The following is a 15,411-nucleotide window of genomic DNA, read 5'->3' on the forward strand; positions in this document are numbered from 1 at the left end:
AACCTTGAAGGGTTGCGTTTTTTACAACTAAGCTTATAAAGTAACAATAATGAGGAAATATATGCAGTGGTTTGCTCAAGCGCCTGCGAATATCGCACTAATTAAATATATGGGTAAAAAAGATGATGCCCGTAATATACCTGCGAACCCATCTTTGTCCTACACATTAAATAACTTACTAACGAGCGTGACATTAGAAACGCAACCTGGAAAAAAAGATTTTTGGGAACCTTTATATATTCCTGGTGCTTTACCCTTTAATCTGTCAACGTCTGCCCAAATACGGTTTTTAAAACACTTAGACTTTCTGAAACAGCATTTTGGTTATAGCGGCTCTTTTACTGTACGCTCTTCTAACAATTTTCCGCATGGTAGTGGGCTAGCTAGCTCTGCTTCTAGTTTTGCTGCTTTAACAATTTGTACAGTTAGAGCCCTTTGTGATAGTTTAAACATACCCTTGCCTTCTATTTCTGAACAAGCACAATTAAGTCGCTTAGGCTCAGGCTCTTCTTGTAGATCATTTTTTTCACCTTGGGCAATTTGGGAAGAAGAGAATGTAAGTAGTATTGAACTTCCTTATACCAAACTTTATCACCAGGTGATTATTATTAGTCATGCAGAGAAAGATATTCCTTCAAGTCAGGCACATGAATTAATTAAAACGAGCCCTTTTTATGAAGAACGTCCAGAGCGGGCTAAAGAAAATTTAAATAACTTGATAGAAGCATTAAAAGCTCAAACATGGGAAAAATCTTTTGAAATTTGCTGGCAAGAATTTCAAGATATGCATCAATTATTTGTTACCTGTGATAAACCCTTTTCGTACATAACGGATAATACGCAATTAGTGTTAAATAACTTAAAAAATTTCTGGGAGCAGCATGGTGACGGCCCTATAGTAACCATGGATGCAGGTCCCAATATTCATTTATTATATAGGCCTGAGCAAACAGAAATGGCGTTGCAGTTTAAACGTGATTATTTAGTTGGGAATTATGATGTTTTGTAATTTTGTAACCACAACCCATGGCAAATGGATCCTTGCTGGTGAACATGCTGTTTTACGAGGTTATGGCGCTTTAGTATTTCCAATTAAAAGCAGACAATTGACCTTAAGTTACAATCCTTCGACCAGCGAATTAAGTGCTGATTTCTCCGGGGCTAGCGGCAATGATATGCACTTATTATTTTGGAGTGTTTTAGAACGCGGCCAGCATTTATTGGGTAATTCTTTAAATCGCCTTACAGGCCATTTTCATATCAGTTCAAATATTCCAATTGGCGTTGGCATGGGTGCCTCAGCCGCCCTTTGTGTAGCCATGGCAAGATGGTTTGCTGCTCAGAAACTTCTTACCACTGATTCTATTGCGAAATTTGCCCAAAGCTTAGAAGACTTATTTCACGGCCAAAGCAGTGGATTAGATATTATTGGTGTTGCAGCGACTTCAGGAATCTATTTTCAACAAGGTCAAGCTACGCCTATCAAACAAGCCTGGCAACCTCAGTGGTATTTATCTTCTTGTGGTCAAGTTGGTATTACATCCCATTGTATTAATCAAGTAGATAATCTTTGGGAAACTGATAAGCATTTTGCAAATAGCATTGATAAAAATATGCAAGAGGCGGTTAATAAAGCTAAAAGTGCATTAGAAAATTATAAGATCACTGATTCTCTGTTATTACTTAGCGAAGCGATAACTAAAAGTGCTGACTGCTTTAAAGCCTGGGACTTAATCAGTGAAAGTTTATCACAGCACATGCATTTTCTATTAAACCAAGGAGCCCTTGCTGTAAAACCAACAGGCTCTGGTGGTGGAGGTTACGTTATTAGCCTGTGGGATAAAAAACCACCAAACCTTCCTTTTGAATTAGTTGCCGCTTAGCTAACTTAGAATATTTTTAATTTTTAGTAGGATAAATAGTTAATTCTTAATGACAAAAGCGATCTGAAATTGAATAGCCGCCATCAATAGTAATAGTAGCGCCACTAATAAAATCAGAACCGCTTGATGCTAAAAATACCGTGAGCGGTCCTATATCCTCAGGTTGGCCCCATTTTCCAAGGGGGGTTTTTCTTCTTATATCCTCACCTCGGCTCGTTTGCGGAATATCGCCATTAATTGCGGTTTCAAACCAACCTGGCAAAATTGCATTAACTTGAATGTTCCAAACTCCAAGTTGGGCTGCCAAAGAACGAGTTAAACCTAAAATAGCTGTTTTAGTTGTTGCATAGCCTATAGAATTTGGATGTCCAAATAAGGAATACATTGATCCTACATTAATAATTTTACCGTGGTTTTGATGCTTCATCAGAGGTAATGCATTTTGTGAACAAAGAAATACAGACGTAAGATTGTTACTGATATGCCTGTCCCATTGCTCGCGGGTAAGATCAATAAGATGCTGATCTTCATAAATACCTGCGTTATTAATTAATATATCCAATCTACCAAAGCGCTTGGCTATATATTCAAACCCTTCCCTAATACTATCTTCAGAGTTTAAATCCATTAGTAAAGGTACCAAACCATATGCCTCGGCTTGATTTAATTTTTCTTTATTACGCCCACACACAATTACAGTAGCACCAGCTTGCTGTATTGCTAAAGCCATTGCTAGCCCAAGCCCACCATTGCCACCTGTAATTAAAGCGATACTGTTATTTAATGAGTTGTTTAAGTTCATAATAATTATGTACCTTTTTAATCGCCATCAAACAGTTTTCTAGATCATCTTGTTCTAATGTTGGTGATAGAGGAATATCTAGATAAGCACTTATATGCTTGTGGCTCTGTTGATATAAATTAATTATTTCAAGCTTAGTTTTATCCTCAAACAGATACTCCCAATCCCAAAATCGTCGCACATTAATTTTATTGGGATCACCAAGCGCTTTAGTATCAATTCCTTCAGCTGCTAAAGCTTCTGCAAACCAACAACAATCTTCTACTGAACCATCTAATTCTAGAAGTAAGTTATCTCCCATAGGTGATATAGTATGACTCCAGGTACTTCTAGGCCGCAGATAAGATAAATTGCCAATACCCTGGATCATATAAGAATAATTTTTTGCCAATAACGCGAGTCTATTATTTAATTTTTTTAATTGTGATAAACCAATGGCGCCCCGAACTTCATCGAGGCGAAAATTAAATACCGGTATAGATAAGAAATTAATATCACAATCTTCTTCAGGAAAATGTTTTTCAAATAATCGCTCATAAGCGCCTGATAAAATTACACATTTAAGATAGATATTTTTATCATTTGTTAAAATAAAGCCACCTTCCCCAGTATTTAAAGACTTATCTGACTGGGTACTGAAAGCGCCTGCTAAACCATAGGTCCCTAGAAATTTATCTTCTAATTTATAACCAAGACACGGTACTGCATCCTCAATAATAGGTATATTATGCTCTTTAGCAATATCCATAATTTTCGGTAAAGGCGCTGGGAATCCTCTCATATGAACAATAACTAACGCATCAAGCATTGAAATTTTCTTCTCTAAATCAGCGAGATCTAGGTTAAGATTTTTATCGACCTCAATAAGTAGTGGTTTTAAACCAGCCTGAATAATCGCGCTTGGTGTAGCAGTAAATGAATAAGCTGGACATCCAACAATAGAATTAGGTGATAATCCTAAAGCCATAAGGGGTAAGGATAGTGCTGCAGTACCTGAGCTTACAGCAAGCGCATATTTCGACTGAAAAAAATCTTTCAATTCATTCTCAAATCGTCCAACCATGGTTTCATGTAATTGGCGATTATCGTAACGGAATAATCTTCTACTTCTAATAACTTCTTCTACAGCACTAAGATCATGTTCATCAATAATCACATTGCCTTTATCATAGGTTGGCCAAGGTTTCTTATTCACAGGCTCACCACCATAAAGCGCCAATTCCTCTAGAAAAAAATTATTTGCTTTCATACAACTTAACTCCACTTCAAGCTACACTTCTTGTTTACCCCACTTAGCTTTGTCTCTTTTATCAAGCCATAATCGAAAACGAGCTAGTGATTTATTACCAAAAAACGATCTAACTGCTGAAAGCACAATAAATGCTTTAAAAAAATGAAACTTAGAACCTTTTCTAAGCCAAAAGTCACATACCTCTCCCTTAGTAGCGACAAATAAACGGTCATAAAAAATTAATTTAGGAAAAGCAAGACAGAAATAATTATTAATATTTTTTCCATGGGTTCCAAAAATAAGCGCTCCCTTTGGTAAACGGAGGATATCTAAGGATAAAATTAAAAAAAAATAAATTACCCAAGCGCTTTTGCGTTGTTTTTCTTCAATCCATAAGCAAGTAATTTCATGAGGCGGCTGGTCTTTAAAGCCGTTTTTTTGACTAATTTCTTCTAATTTAGCAGGAGATAAGGGAAGTAACGTTCGATAATTAGGACCAGAACAAATACAGTATCCAGCAACTATATTTTCTTCAGAATCCGAGAAAAAGATCCGTACCTTAGAATTTTTAAAATATTCTAAATCAACCTGATTATGGGCTAAGGTGGCATATTTATCTCTAAAAACGGTCAGCAATGAATTATTTTTAATGAGTTTAGTTTTAATCATGTAGCAATATTTCTTAGATAAAATATAATCTCAGTATAGACCACATTAGTAAAAATTTTAAACATATTTAATATTTTTAAATCAAATATTGAATTTTAGGTTATCATCGAGATTGAGATTGGGGATAATATTTAGTCGAGCTGAAGAATTTATATATTTTAACTAAATGGATTTTTACTTAGGGCTTATTCAGTAAATTGGTAATAAATTTCATCATTTTTTACCATGCCTAACTCATAGCGAGCTTGTTCTTCGAGAGCTTGCTCACCCTGCTTTAACTCTATGATATCGGCCTCTATAGCTCGATTTCTGGTCATTAGATTTTCATTTTCTTGCTTTTGTTGGTTTATTTTACCCTCTAGTTGGCGCCAATGCAGAATACTTCCATCACCTAGCCATAATTTATACTGTAAGCCTATAAGAGCTAAAATTAGAATAATTATGACTGGGCGCATAGTCTGATTACCTTAAAATAGGGTTAATTGATTGTTATAAATCAAGAAAATATTTCTCTAGCTGGATATTGAAGTGTAGGAACTAATTCCTGAATTCTTAAAAGCTGGTTATACTTAGCAACGCGATCAGTTCTACATAATGAGCCTGTTTTAATCTGACCACAACCGGTTGCTACTGCTAAATCAGCGATGAATGTATCTTCTGTCTCGCCTGAACGATGTGACATCACACAGCGGTAATTATTTTCTTGAGCTAATTGAATAGTTTGCCTTGTTTCAGTTAATGTTCCAATCTGGTTGGGCTTAATTAAAATAGCATTAGCAACCTGCTGGTTAATACCTTCCTCTAGAATCTTTGCATTGGTTACAAACAAGTCATCACCGACTAATTGTACACGATTGCCTATTTCCGCTGTTAACGCTTGCCAACCGTCCCAATCACTTTCATCTAATCCATCTTCAATACTTACTATTGGATAGGCAGAAATTAAATCATGATAATAAGCAATCAGTGCGGCACTATCTAATCTTTTATTCTCAGAAGAAAAATAATAGTAATTATCACGATATAACTCAGACGCCGCAACATCAAGAGCAAAAACAATATCCTCACCCAATTTAAAGCCAGCTTGATCTACCGCATGTGCTAACATATCTAATGCATGCCGATTTGACTTTAAGTTAGGCGCAAAACCACCCTCATCGCCTACAGCCGTATTTAAACCATATTGCTTTAAAACAGATTTCAAACAATGAAATATTTCAGCCCCCATCTGTAATGCAATAGAAAAATTATGAGCACTAACCGGAATTATCATAAATTCTTGAATATCTACATTATTATCGGCATGAGCGCCGCCATTTAACACATTCATCATTGGCACAGGCATACGCATATCTTCACCGCGATGCAATGCTTGATAAAGTGGCTGCTGACTTGCATTAGCATAAGCGCGAGCAGCAGCTAAAGATACAGCTAAAATGGCGTTAGCACCAAAATGAGATTTATTTTCTGTACCATCCAATTCTTGTAGTTTCTTATCTATTTCTTCTTGTTGATCAACAGAATAATCTTTTAAAGCACTATTAATTTCAATATTAATGTAATTAACAGCTTTAGTTACGCCTTTACCATTATAACGTTCCGGCAAGCCATCACGAAGCTCACATGCTTCTCGTGTTCCTGTTGATGCACCTGAAGGTACACTTGCTCTCCCTGTAAATCCATTTGCCAATGATACATCTGCTTCCACAGTAGGATTACCACGTGAATCCAAAATTTCACGTGCTTTAACGTTTACAATTAGCATATTCTGACCTTACATTATGAAACTTAATAGTTATTTATATATAACGCTTAGAGAGTGATTTAATTATTTATAACAAGCGATATTGTTTGGTGCCTAGGTAAGATTGTCAAGCGCTATCCCTAATTTATAAAGATGAGACTTTAAGCTTAAACCTCACCAGCATAACCTTATTGTTAAAATAGTAGAATTATAAACTTCGACTAGCTATAATCACCCAAACGCGACTTAGGTTAAAAACCAATATGGGAAGCATCTTTAATATGTTTGGGCCTTCACCGATTAGGCCTATTGAACAACATATGCGTAAAGTGCATCAATGTGCCAAACAGCTTCATCCTTTTTTTACTGCTGTTCTTAGTCAAGATTGGCAAATTGCAGATACAATCAAACAAAAGATTGTTGAGCTGGAAAAAGAGGCTGACGGTATTAAACGAGACCTAAGACTACATCTACCTACTGGCCTTTTTCTTCCTGTATCTCGCACTGATCTTTTAGAATTGTTAAGCGCCCAAGATCGCATCGCAAATAAGGCAGAAGATATTGCAGGTTTAATTATAAGTCGCCAGATGAAAATTCCTCATGAAATTTCAGAGGCATTCATGACATTCCTTAGTCGCTGCTTAGATGCTTCTAAACAAGCTTGCAAGGCAATCAATGAACTTGATGAGCTACTAGAAAGCGGTTTTCGTGGTAGTGAAGTCAATATTGTTGAAGAAATGATTATGATGCTCGATGAAATAGAACATGATAGTGATAAAAAACTTTGGGATATTAGACATTCAATTTTTGAGCTGGAAAATGATATGCCAGTTATTGAAGTCATTTTCCTTTATAAATTAGTCCAATGGATTGGTGATCTAGCAGATCATGCGCAAACAGTAGGAGCGCGTCTTCAAATTCTTATTGCCCGGTAGTTAAATCCATGGATTATTCTTTTATTTTACTTTTAGTTGCTCTTGCACTTTGTTTTCTAATGACCTGGGGTGTAGGTGCTAATGATTTAGCTAATGTTATGAGTACCACAATGGGCTCAAAAGCTATTACCGTTCGTCAAGCAATGTTTATAGCAATTCTCTTTGAATTTGCCGGTGCTTTTCTAGGTGGTAGTGGCGTTACTGAAACGATGCGTGATGGTATTATTAATAGTAGCCAACTCCTTGATCAGCCTTTAGTACTTATTGAAGGTATGCTTGGCGTTTTATTAGCTTGCACTATCTGGATGAACCTAGCTAGTTATTTAGGGGTACCTGTATCCATTACTAATGCCTTAGTTGGCTCTATGGTTGGCTTTGGTGCTACCGTTTTAGGTAGTCAAGCTATTCACTGGGATCAGGTTTATCGTATTGCTATTAGTTGGATAACCTCTCCCTTTATAGCAGGCATTACAGCTTATGCTTTATTTACCAGTATTCAACAAGTTATTTTTATTAAAAGCGATCCGCTAGAAAAGGCAAAAATGTATGTACCTATTTATCTTTTTTTAGTAGGTTCTATTTTATCCTTTATTACCGTATTCAAAGGTTTAAACCACTTTGATATTCACCTTAATTTTAAACAAGATTTAGCAGTTACTTTAGCAACTAGTATAACGCTTACCATTGTAGGCATGATTATCATTAAGCGTATTCCAGAAATAGGAAAAATTAGACGGCGTGATCGCTTTATTCAGGTTGAAAGATATTTTGCAGTATTGATGGCTTTAACTGCTTGTGCAATGGTTTTTGCGCATGGTTCTAATGATGTAGCCTTAGCTGTAGGCCCTTTAACAATCATTTATTCGTTGGTAACTACTCCTCATCAATCTATAGGCTTAGATAACTACCCTGCTTGGATTATTTTTTTAGGTTGTTTAGGTGTTGTTTCTGGACTCTTAATGTATGGCCGTAAAGTGATTGAAACAGTAGGAAGTTCTATTACGGCTTTAACCCCAAGTCGCGCTTTTGCTGCTACTTTAGCAGCAGCTACTACAGTTGTAGTTGCAACTAGTTTAGGAATTCCTGTCTCTGCTACTCAAACGTTAGTAGGTGCTGTTTTAGGTGTAGGATTAGCACGAGGTATTGGTGCACTTAACTTAATTGTGATTCGTAATATTTTTATGTCCTGGATATTAACCTTACCTATGGCATCTTTATTAACTATTCTTTCTTATAAGCTATTACATGCTTTAATTGGCTAATGCTTGATGTAACCGAGGCTCTATTGAGGCGCTCAACGAATATTATGATTATTGCTCGAAGTTCATTCTTATAGAAGTAGGTTGGGCTAAACGACGTGCAGTCCAACAAATTAGGAACGTATTTTACGTCTATGACTAGTGTTGTTGGGCTGCGCTTTGCTTAGCCCAACCTACCCGCTTTAACCTGATAATAGTAAGCTTAGATAAGATTGAGGGCAATCGTGTCAAATTTAAAGGACAAAAAATTAAAAATTTTCCCAAATTTCATTTTGAGATGGATCAGTTTCAGCATTATCGCGTAGTTTGGCAATACGCTCATGTTTTTTGACTTCTATCTTTTGAGAAGCTGATTTTTGATGCTCTTCATCAAATTCATAGAAGAACTTATCATAAGGACTAATATAGGCTTTATCGATATCATTTGAACTCATGGGTGATCCTAAATAAAAAGTATATCTATAATTTTATCGTTTTTTGCAGTAACTTACCATTTTACTGTTAAAATTCTTATGAGGTTTTCATGTCTATTAAAAAAGCAGAGCTCCATGTTCATTTAGAAGGAACTATTCCTCCTTATTTAGCTGAAAAGCTTGCAACGCGTAATAAAATGGCACTACCTAAAGCACGTATTGCTGAAGATGGTAAGCGTTATGTTTATAAGGACTTTTTAGATTTTCTAAGTGCCTACGATGACATTGCTGCTCTGATCAAATGCCCACAAGACTATTACGACATTACTTTTGACTATTTAAAATCAACAGCCGCATCAGGCGGAATTTATGTTGAAATGATGTACTCACCTGATCATGCTGAGCAAGCCAGTGGTATTCCTTCTCACGAACATTTACAAGCAATTCAGCAAGCTATTGATGATACTTATGAAAAATTTAATATCACAGGTCGCATTATTATTACAGCCGTTCGGCATTTTGGTGCTGAATCAGCCGAAAAAGTAGCAAGACAAGCTTTAAAAGAAACCGTCCCTTGTATTGTTGGCTTTGGTTTAGGTGGTGATGAATTTAATTTTCCGCCTAAATTATTTCAAAAAGCATATAACATCGCAGCAGATGGTGGTTTAGCTTGTACAGTACATGCAGGAGAATTTGCACCAGCAAGTGGTATGATTGAGGCCATGGATTATCTACCAATCCAACGTATTGGCCATGGTGTTATGTCTATCCATTCCCCAGAAACTATTGCCAGGCTTAAAGATAAAAATATTGCTTTAGAAATATGTCCCACTAGCAATATTGCTTTAGGCCTTTTTCCCAATTTAGAAAATCATCCACTCGTTCCTTTTATGGAACAAGGAATTAAAGTGAGCTTAAATTCAGATGATCCACCATTCTTTGGTACTGATTTAGCTACAGAATATGAGAAAGTACAACAATTACATGGGTTTTCACAAGAAAAAATGCTTAACTTCACTCGTATGGCAATTGAAGCTGCTTTTGTCCCTGCTGAAAAGAAAAAACAGTTACTTGAAGTTACAAATACTTTATAAAAGAAATAAGCCAGCTTATCCGCTAGGCTTGGTTATTTATATGGATAACAGATATATAAAGCCAATGTCATTCCCGCGCAGGCGGGAATCCATGTGGAACTTAGCTCAATGCTAATCAGTGAAGGGATCCCCGCTTGCGCGGGGATAATAAAGGATAATTTGGTTGTAACTAGCTCCGAAATTTACCTACTCAGCAATACTTCGACGACCTTCGCGCTATCCAAAAAATTATATATTGCGCGGTTAAATAGGCCACCAAAAATAGGAATTTTAGGCTTTTTAAGAAATAAATTTCTATTGTTAATAAAACAGTTAAGCTGGTTCTTCTAAGAATCGCTTAAGCTTTTTCATGGCATTTTTTTCAAGCTGCCTTACTCTTTCAGCTGATACCCCATATTTAGCAGCCAGATCATGCAAAGTAGATTTATCTTCAGCCAACCAACGCTGTTGTAAAATATCCTGACTGCGCTCATCAAGTTGTTCCAATGCAGCAAATAAACTATCTTTTCCTTGCTCTCCACTTCGCTCAAGCTCGATTAAATAAGCAGGATCACTAGCATTATCATGAAGGAAATGAGATGGCACTTTATAGGCTTCATCATCATCGTCAGAAGCAGGCGTGTCATAGGAAGTATCCATAGCATTGAGTCGCTGCTCCATGAGCATGACTTCATCCCGGCTTACACCTAAATCATTAGCGACGGCATCAACTTCTTCACTATTAAACCAACCTAGACGCGTTTTCATCTGCCTTAAATTAAAAAATAGTTTTCGCTGTGCTTTTGTGGTTGCTACTTTAACAATTCGCCAATTACGTAATACATACTCATGAATTTCAGCCTTAATCCAATGAACTGCAAAAGAAACTAACCGAACACCTAATTTTGGATCAAAGCGCTTAACTGCTTTCATAAGGCCTACATTGCCTTCTTGAATTAAATCGCTAAGTGGTAAACCATAACCTAGATAACCACGAGCTACTCGTACGACATAACGTAGATGAGCTAATACTAAACTACGAGCGCTTTCTAAATCGCCTTCATTTTGGAAATGCTCTGCATAGCGATATTCTTCTTCAGCAGAAAGCATTGGGATTTGATTAACTCGATGAATATAGGCATCTAAACTGCCTATAGGTAAAGTTAATGATGCTAACTGCAGCTGCTTATTCATAACTTCCTCCAGTTATCTACTTCATAACATGCCCACATTAATGATAGATAAATACAACGCCCTTAGCGTTGACTTTAAAAAATTAAGCTTACTCATGCTACATTAACTATTAATTAAAGTATAACATTTTAAGCTAAGCCTTATATTTTATAAGGCGGTACAATTATAAACTAAGGATAGGGCTCAATGGAAGATAGCTGTTTTTTCACTGCTATTCTTGCCCCTAGCCATCCTAGAATAACTGCTACAAATACAATAAAGTATGCTTGTTTTACAGATAATCCTAATAAAGGGTATTGCATATGGTAAGCAGATGATAACTCTTGCACTGCTACTGCTACACTTAACATGAAAATATTAACAAAGAATATAGCAAATACTGCACCTAACATACCATACCAAATACCCGTATAGAGAAACGGCCTAAGTATGAAGGTGTCTGTCGCCCCAATCAGTTTTAAAATTTGAACTTCTTCTTGACGTTTATGCAACGCCAATCGAAGCGTATTACCAATAATTAGCATCACGGCTAGAGCTAATAATATAATTATAGCATGCGCTATCCTACCAACAAATCCTAAAATTGCATGCAATCTCATTAACCATTGCATATCCAATTTAGCTTGATCTACTTGTGAGAAAGCCTTCAAACGTTCAAAAAGTTGATTAACTTTTAAAGGCTCATTAACTGTTTTATTAGGAACAATTTCAATCACAGCTGGAAGTGGGTTTTCAGGTAATGAATGTAAAATTTCTCGCATTCCTTCCTGCTGCTCTAACTCAGCAAAACCTTGTGCTTTGGTTTTTAAAGTAGCGTAACCAACACCTTCTACTGCGCGGACTTGTAGTAAGAAATTATTTTCATCTTCATTCGATAAATTAGACTTAAGATAAAGAGAGATATGACCACTTCCTTGCCATTGGGCCGTTAATTGCTTTAAGTTATCATTTATCACCCAAAATAAAGCTGGTAGTGTTAGGGTAATAGCAATAACAATGGCAGTTAACATCGTTGCTAATGGCGTACGGCATAAAGAATTAAAGCTTAAAGTAGCTGCCTGCATATGATAAGAAATCCATGACTGTAGCTTTTTTAACATATTCGCCCTTGTTTTAACATGATAATTCTATGTTTTAAGCCTGCAATTAAGGCTAAATCGTGTGTTGCCACTAAAATACTAACTCCAACTTCATTAAATTGAGCAAAAATTTTCATAATTTCACTAGATAAGCTAGGATCTAGGTTGCCAGTAGGTTCATCAGCGATTAATAAAGCAGGCTTATGGACAACTGCCCGCGCAATACCAACACGCTGTTGCTCACCTACCGATAGATGAATGGTTAATCTTTTTTCTTTATTTAATAATCCAACCATATCTAAAGCAGCGTGCACTCGCTTAGTGAGCATCGCAGGAGACATACCTTGAATCTGTAAAGGTAAAGCCACATTGTCAAATACAGAACGATCGTGAAGTAGATAAGCAGACTGAAAAGTAATACCTAAACTGCTGCGATAATTGGCTATATCACGCTTTTTAAGCTGATTTACATTAATACCATTTACAATTAACTGACCTGAGGAAGGTGATTCAAGTTTAGCAATTAATTTTAATAACGTACTTTTTCCAGCACCAGAGTGGCCAGTAATAAAGGCCATCTCTCCTCTTTCTAAAGAAAAATTAATTTGACTTAAAGCTTCAAAGCCGCCTGGATAACGCTTAGTAACCTGATCAAATTTAATCATCATTAAAAATTGCCTTAACAAATTGAGTTGCCTCAAAAGGACGTAAATCGTCTATTCCTTCTCCTATACCGATGTAACGAAAGGGAATAGCTAATTCATTTGCAATTGCAAACAAAATCCCACCTTTTGCAGTACCATCCAGTTTAGTCATAGTAATCCCTGTTAAACCAATTGCCTGATGAAACTCACGTGCCTGATTAAGCGCATTTTGCCCTATACTTGCATCTAGAATTAACATTGTTTCATGGGGAGCATTTGGATTAATTTTCTGCATTACTCTTTTAACTTTTTTCAATTCTTCCATTAAATTGTTTTGAGTATGCAAACGGCCTGCGGTATCCGCAATTAAAATATCGATACCCCGCGCCTTAGCAGCTTGAACCGCATCATAAATAACTGACGCACTATCAGCGCCAGAATGCTGAGCAATAACGGGTATTTGATTTCTCTCACCCCAAACCTGTAGCTGTTGTACAGCTGCTGCGCGAAACGTGTCTCCCGCCGCTAACATTACTTTTTTGCCCTGTTGCTGGTATTGTTTAGCCAATTTACCAATGGTAGTCGTTTTACCCGCACCATTGACACCCACCATTAAAATAACAAAAGGGGAGCCGTCTGAAGTCTTTAAAGATAAAGGCGCTGTATTGTTAGTAAGTATATTTTGTAATTGTTCTCTGAGTGATTTAAAAATAGCATCACCATCAACCAATTGCTTCCTCGCCATGCCAGCACTTAATTGGTCTAAGATGTCTTGAGTAGTATTAATACCTATATCAGCATGTAATAATAATGCCTCTAAATCTTCAAAGATAGTTTCATCTATTATCTTTTTACCAAGTAAGAGACGCCCAATACCTTCACCTAACTGCTGTCGGGTTTTAGTTAAGCCTTGCTTAAAACGAGCATAAAAGCCAAGCTTAACGGGATTTTCATCCTCTATTGGCGCCAGAGATTCCTCTACTACCTCAGCCTCTATTACTTCTTGCTCAGGTAAATTTGGCTCTATTATTGATTCAACAGGCTCATTAAAAGTCTCTGTTTTCTTAGTCGATGCATCTTGATTTCTTTTAAACCATTTAATCATAGGTATACAAATTAAAGGAAATATGGAATTCTATCACCTTTTTTACCGAAGAGTTAATCTATGCGTATAGTATTAGCGATCACTTTTTTATTATTTGCCTGGGCGGCAACTGCTGATGTTCAAAAATTTACCTTAGATAATGGATTAAAAATTATAGTAAAAGAAGATCATCGAGCACCGGTAGCAGTTTCCATGATATGGTATAACGTTGGTTCAGCAGATGAGCCAGGTGGTATTACAGGCGTATCACATGCCTTAGAACATATTATGTTTAAAGGTACTGCTAAATACCCTTTAGGTGTATTTTCTAAAACAATTGCGGCAGTTGGAGGCCAGGAAAATGCTTTTACTAATTATGATTATACAGCTTATTATGAAAAATTAGCTGCCTCACAATTACCTATTAGTTTTGAGCTAGAAGCAGATCGTATGCAGCATCTTTTATTAAATAAAGAAGAATTTTCCAAAGAGATGCTCGTTATTCAAGAGGAAAGAAGACAACGTACTGATGATAATCCTCAAGCTTTAGTTTTCGAGCGTTTCTTGGCGACGGCCCATTTATCTGATCCCTATCACCACCCAATTATTGGGTGGATGGATGACTTAAAAAACCTTAAAGTTGGCGATGCAAAAGCTTGGTATCAAAGTTTTTATGCGCCTAATAATGCCACCCTTGTCGTTGTAGGTGATGTTGATGCTAAAAAAGTCTACGATTTAGCCAAAGTATATTTTGGCCAAATACCTAAGAAGCCTACTTTCATACGTAAGGCACAAACAGAGCCTCCTGCATTTGGGCCAAAATCAGTTGAAATACATACACCGGCACAACTACCTATGCTAATGTTTGGTTATAATGTACCTAGTTTAAAAACTGCTGCTGCTCCATGGGAAGCCTATGCTCTTGAATTAATTACAGGTATTCTAGACGCTGGTGAAAGTTCTCGCTTTGCAAAAAGCTTAGTCCGTGGTAGTCACCTAGCAAGCAGTGCTAACGTTTATTATAATCTTTATGCTCGCTATCCCACGCAATTTATGCTTTTTGGCATGCCCTCACAAGCACATACGTTGCCTGAGCTTAAAGCAGGCCTCTTAAAAGAAATAAAAAAATTACAAACAAACCTAGTTAGTGCACCAGAGTTACAGCGAATTAAAACACAAATCATTGCTCAGAAAACGTTTGAAAAAGATTCCAGTTTTGGACAAGCAATGGAGCTTGGTTTGTTAGAAACCATTGGTTTAGGTTGGCAAGCGGCCGAAGCTTACACAGATAACATCAATGCCATTACACCTGAGCAAATACAAGAAGTTGCTAAACGATACTTTAATGACAACTCTTTAACAGAAGCTCAATTATTTCCTATATCGCAGTCTAAAGGATAA

Annotated in this window: 16 protein-coding genes; 6 read left to right on the top strand and 10 right to left on the bottom strand. The window is 36.6% G+C overall.

Features of this window, described 5'->3' with window-relative positions; all coding sequences use genetic code 11:
* The first annotated feature begins 61 nt into the window (after positions 1-61).
* Positions 62-1,009 (top strand): diphosphomevalonate decarboxylase, encoded by a 948-nt coding sequence (locus DYH30_RS13010; protein ID WP_115332065.1) that lies wholly within the window; start codon positions 62-64, stop codon positions 1,007-1,009.
* Positions 999-1,883 (top strand): mevalonate kinase family protein, encoded by an 885-nt coding sequence (locus tag DYH30_RS13015; RefSeq protein ID WP_115332066.1) that lies wholly within the window; start codon positions 999-1,001, stop codon positions 1,881-1,883. The genes DYH30_RS13010 and DYH30_RS13015 overlap by 11 nt, the downstream gene beginning before the upstream one ends.
* A 46-nt stretch (positions 1,884-1,929) precedes the next feature.
* Here DYH30_RS13015 and DYH30_RS13020 read toward each other — a convergent pair whose 3' ends face one another.
* From DYH30_RS13020 to eno, 5 genes are all read right to left on the bottom strand, one after another.
* A complete protein-coding gene (locus tag DYH30_RS13020; protein WP_115332067.1) occupies positions 1,930-2,685 on the bottom strand; it encodes an SDR family NAD(P)-dependent oxidoreductase in 756 nt (251 codons plus the stop codon).
* The gene (locus DYH30_RS13025) at positions 2,660-3,934 is read right to left on the bottom strand and encodes a DegT/DnrJ/EryC1/StrS family aminotransferase (RefSeq protein ID WP_115332068.1); all 1,275 of its coding nucleotides are present in this window, start codon (positions 3,932-3,934) and stop codon (positions 2,660-2,662) included. Before DYH30_RS13025 ends, DYH30_RS13020 begins: the two co-directional genes overlap by 26 nt.
* Positions 3,935-3,955: 21 nt before the next feature.
* A complete protein-coding gene (locus DYH30_RS13030; protein WP_115332069.1) occupies positions 3,956-4,585 on the bottom strand; it encodes a hypothetical protein in 630 nt (209 codons plus the stop codon).
* A gap of 185 nt (positions 4,586-4,770) precedes the next feature.
* Positions 4,771-5,040, bottom strand: coding sequence for a cell division protein FtsB (gene ftsB, locus DYH30_RS13035; protein ID WP_115332070.1), 270 nt, complete (start codon positions 5,038-5,040; stop codon positions 4,771-4,773).
* Between the two features lie 41 nt (positions 5,041-5,081).
* Positions 5,082-6,350, bottom strand: coding sequence for a phosphopyruvate hydratase (gene eno / locus DYH30_RS13040; protein ID WP_115332071.1), 1,269 nt, complete (start codon positions 6,348-6,350; stop codon positions 5,082-5,084).
* Between the two features lie 242 nt (positions 6,351-6,592).
* Between eno and DYH30_RS13045 the strand changes: the two genes are divergently transcribed.
* Together DYH30_RS13045 and DYH30_RS13050 are read left to right on the top strand one after the other, a co-directional pair.
* The gene (locus DYH30_RS13045; RefSeq protein ID WP_115332072.1) at positions 6,593-7,264 is read left to right on the top strand and encodes a TIGR00153 family protein; all 672 of its coding nucleotides are present in this window, start codon (positions 6,593-6,595) and stop codon (positions 7,262-7,264) included.
* 8 nt (positions 7,265-7,272) lie between these two features.
* On the top strand, positions 7,273-8,526 hold the full coding sequence (locus DYH30_RS13050) for an inorganic phosphate transporter (RefSeq protein WP_115332073.1): 1,254 nt from the start codon (positions 7,273-7,275) through the stop codon (positions 8,524-8,526).
* A gap of 245 nt (positions 8,527-8,771) precedes the next feature.
* On the opposite strand, the gene DYH30_RS13055 is transcribed toward DYH30_RS13050, so the two are convergent.
* Entirely contained in the window at positions 8,772-8,957 is a 186-nt protein-coding gene (locus DYH30_RS13055) for a CBU_0585 family protein (protein WP_115332074.1), read from the bottom strand.
* 89 nt (positions 8,958-9,046) lie between these two features.
* On the opposite strand from DYH30_RS13055, the gene DYH30_RS13060 reads away from it, so the two are divergent.
* The gene (locus DYH30_RS13060) at positions 9,047-10,030 is read left to right on the top strand and encodes an adenosine deaminase (protein WP_115332075.1); all 984 of its coding nucleotides are present in this window, start codon (positions 9,047-9,049) and stop codon (positions 10,028-10,030) included.
* Positions 10,031-10,342: 312 nt separating this feature from the next.
* Here the strand turns inward: DYH30_RS13060 and rpoH are convergent, their stop codons facing one another.
* From rpoH to ftsY, 4 genes are all read right to left on the bottom strand, one after another.
* Positions 10,343-11,203, bottom strand: a complete 861-nt coding sequence (gene rpoH, locus DYH30_RS13065) for an RNA polymerase sigma factor RpoH (protein ID WP_115332076.1) — start codon at positions 11,201-11,203, stop codon at positions 10,343-10,345.
* 170 nt (positions 11,204-11,373) lie between these two features.
* A complete protein-coding gene (gene ftsX / locus DYH30_RS13070) occupies positions 11,374-12,303 on the bottom strand; it encodes a permease-like cell division protein FtsX (RefSeq protein ID WP_115332077.1) in 930 nt (309 codons plus the stop codon).
* Positions 12,297-12,947, bottom strand: coding sequence for a cell division ATP-binding protein FtsE (ftsE, locus tag DYH30_RS13075; protein ID WP_115332582.1), 651 nt, complete (start codon positions 12,945-12,947; stop codon positions 12,297-12,299). Before ftsE ends, ftsX begins: the two co-directional genes overlap by 7 nt.
* Positions 12,940-14,031, bottom strand: coding sequence for a signal recognition particle-docking protein FtsY (gene ftsY, locus DYH30_RS13080; protein ID WP_115332078.1), 1,092 nt, complete (start codon positions 14,029-14,031; stop codon positions 12,940-12,942). Before ftsY ends, ftsE begins: the two co-directional genes overlap by 8 nt.
* Before the next feature lie 60 nt (positions 14,032-14,091).
* Here ftsY and DYH30_RS13085 point away from each other — a divergent pair, with 60 nt between their 5' ends.
* Positions 14,092-15,411 (top strand): M16 family metallopeptidase, encoded by a 1,320-nt coding sequence (locus DYH30_RS13085; RefSeq protein WP_115332079.1) that lies wholly within the window; start codon positions 14,092-14,094, stop codon positions 15,409-15,411.

The organism is Legionella busanensis (genome assembly GCF_900461525.1).
Classification (GTDB): Bacteria; Pseudomonadota; Gammaproteobacteria; order Legionellales; family Legionellaceae; genus Legionella_C; species Legionella_C busanensis.

Bases quoted from the DNA above. Each gene is read 5' to 3' on its own strand.
- ftsX (WP_115332077.1), bottom strand. From the start codon at position 12,303: ATGTTAAAAAAGCTACAGTCATGGATTTCTTATCATATGCAGGCAGCT.
- DYH30_RS13085 (WP_115332079.1), top strand. From the start codon at position 14,092: ATGCGTATAGTATTAGCGATCACTTTTTTATTATTTGCCTGGGCGGCA.
- DYH30_RS13010 (WP_115332065.1), top strand. From the start codon at position 62: ATGCAGTGGTTTGCTCAAGCGCCTGCGAATATCGCACTAATTAAATAT.
- DYH30_RS13020 (WP_115332067.1), bottom strand. From the start codon at position 2,685: ATGAACTTAAACAACTCATTAAATAACAGTATCGCTTTAATTACAGGT.
- DYH30_RS13045 (WP_115332072.1), top strand. From the start codon at position 6,593: ATGGGAAGCATCTTTAATATGTTTGGGCCTTCACCGATTAGGCCTATT.
- eno (WP_115332071.1), bottom strand. From the start codon at position 6,350: ATGCTAATTGTAAACGTTAAAGCACGTGAAATTTTGGATTCACGTGGT.
- ftsE (WP_115332582.1), bottom strand. From the start codon at position 12,947: ATGATTAAATTTGATCAGGTTACTAAGCGTTATCCAGGCGGCTTTGAA.
- DYH30_RS13015 (WP_115332066.1), top strand. From the start codon at position 999: ATGTTTTGTAATTTTGTAACCACAACCCATGGCAAATGGATCCTTGCT.
- ftsY (WP_115332078.1), bottom strand. From the start codon at position 14,031: ATGATTAAATGGTTTAAAAGAAATCAAGATGCATCGACTAAGAAAACA.
- DYH30_RS13060 (WP_115332075.1), top strand. From the start codon at position 9,047: ATGTCTATTAAAAAAGCAGAGCTCCATGTTCATTTAGAAGGAACTATT.
- DYH30_RS13055 (WP_115332074.1), bottom strand. From the start codon at position 8,957: ATGAGTTCAAATGATATCGATAAAGCCTATATTAGTCCTTATGATAAG.
- DYH30_RS13025 (WP_115332068.1), bottom strand. From the start codon at position 3,934: ATGAAAGCAAATAATTTTTTTCTAGAGGAATTGGCGCTTTATGGTGGT.
- rpoH (WP_115332076.1), bottom strand. From the start codon at position 11,203: ATGAATAAGCAGCTGCAGTTAGCATCATTAACTTTACCTATAGGCAGT.
- DYH30_RS13050 (WP_115332073.1), top strand. From the start codon at position 7,273: ATGGATTATTCTTTTATTTTACTTTTAGTTGCTCTTGCACTTTGTTTT.
- DYH30_RS13030 (WP_115332069.1), bottom strand. From the start codon at position 4,585: ATGATTAAAACTAAACTCATTAAAAATAATTCATTGCTGACCGTTTTT.
- ftsB (WP_115332070.1), bottom strand. From the start codon at position 5,040: ATGCGCCCAGTCATAATTATTCTAATTTTAGCTCTTATAGGCTTACAG.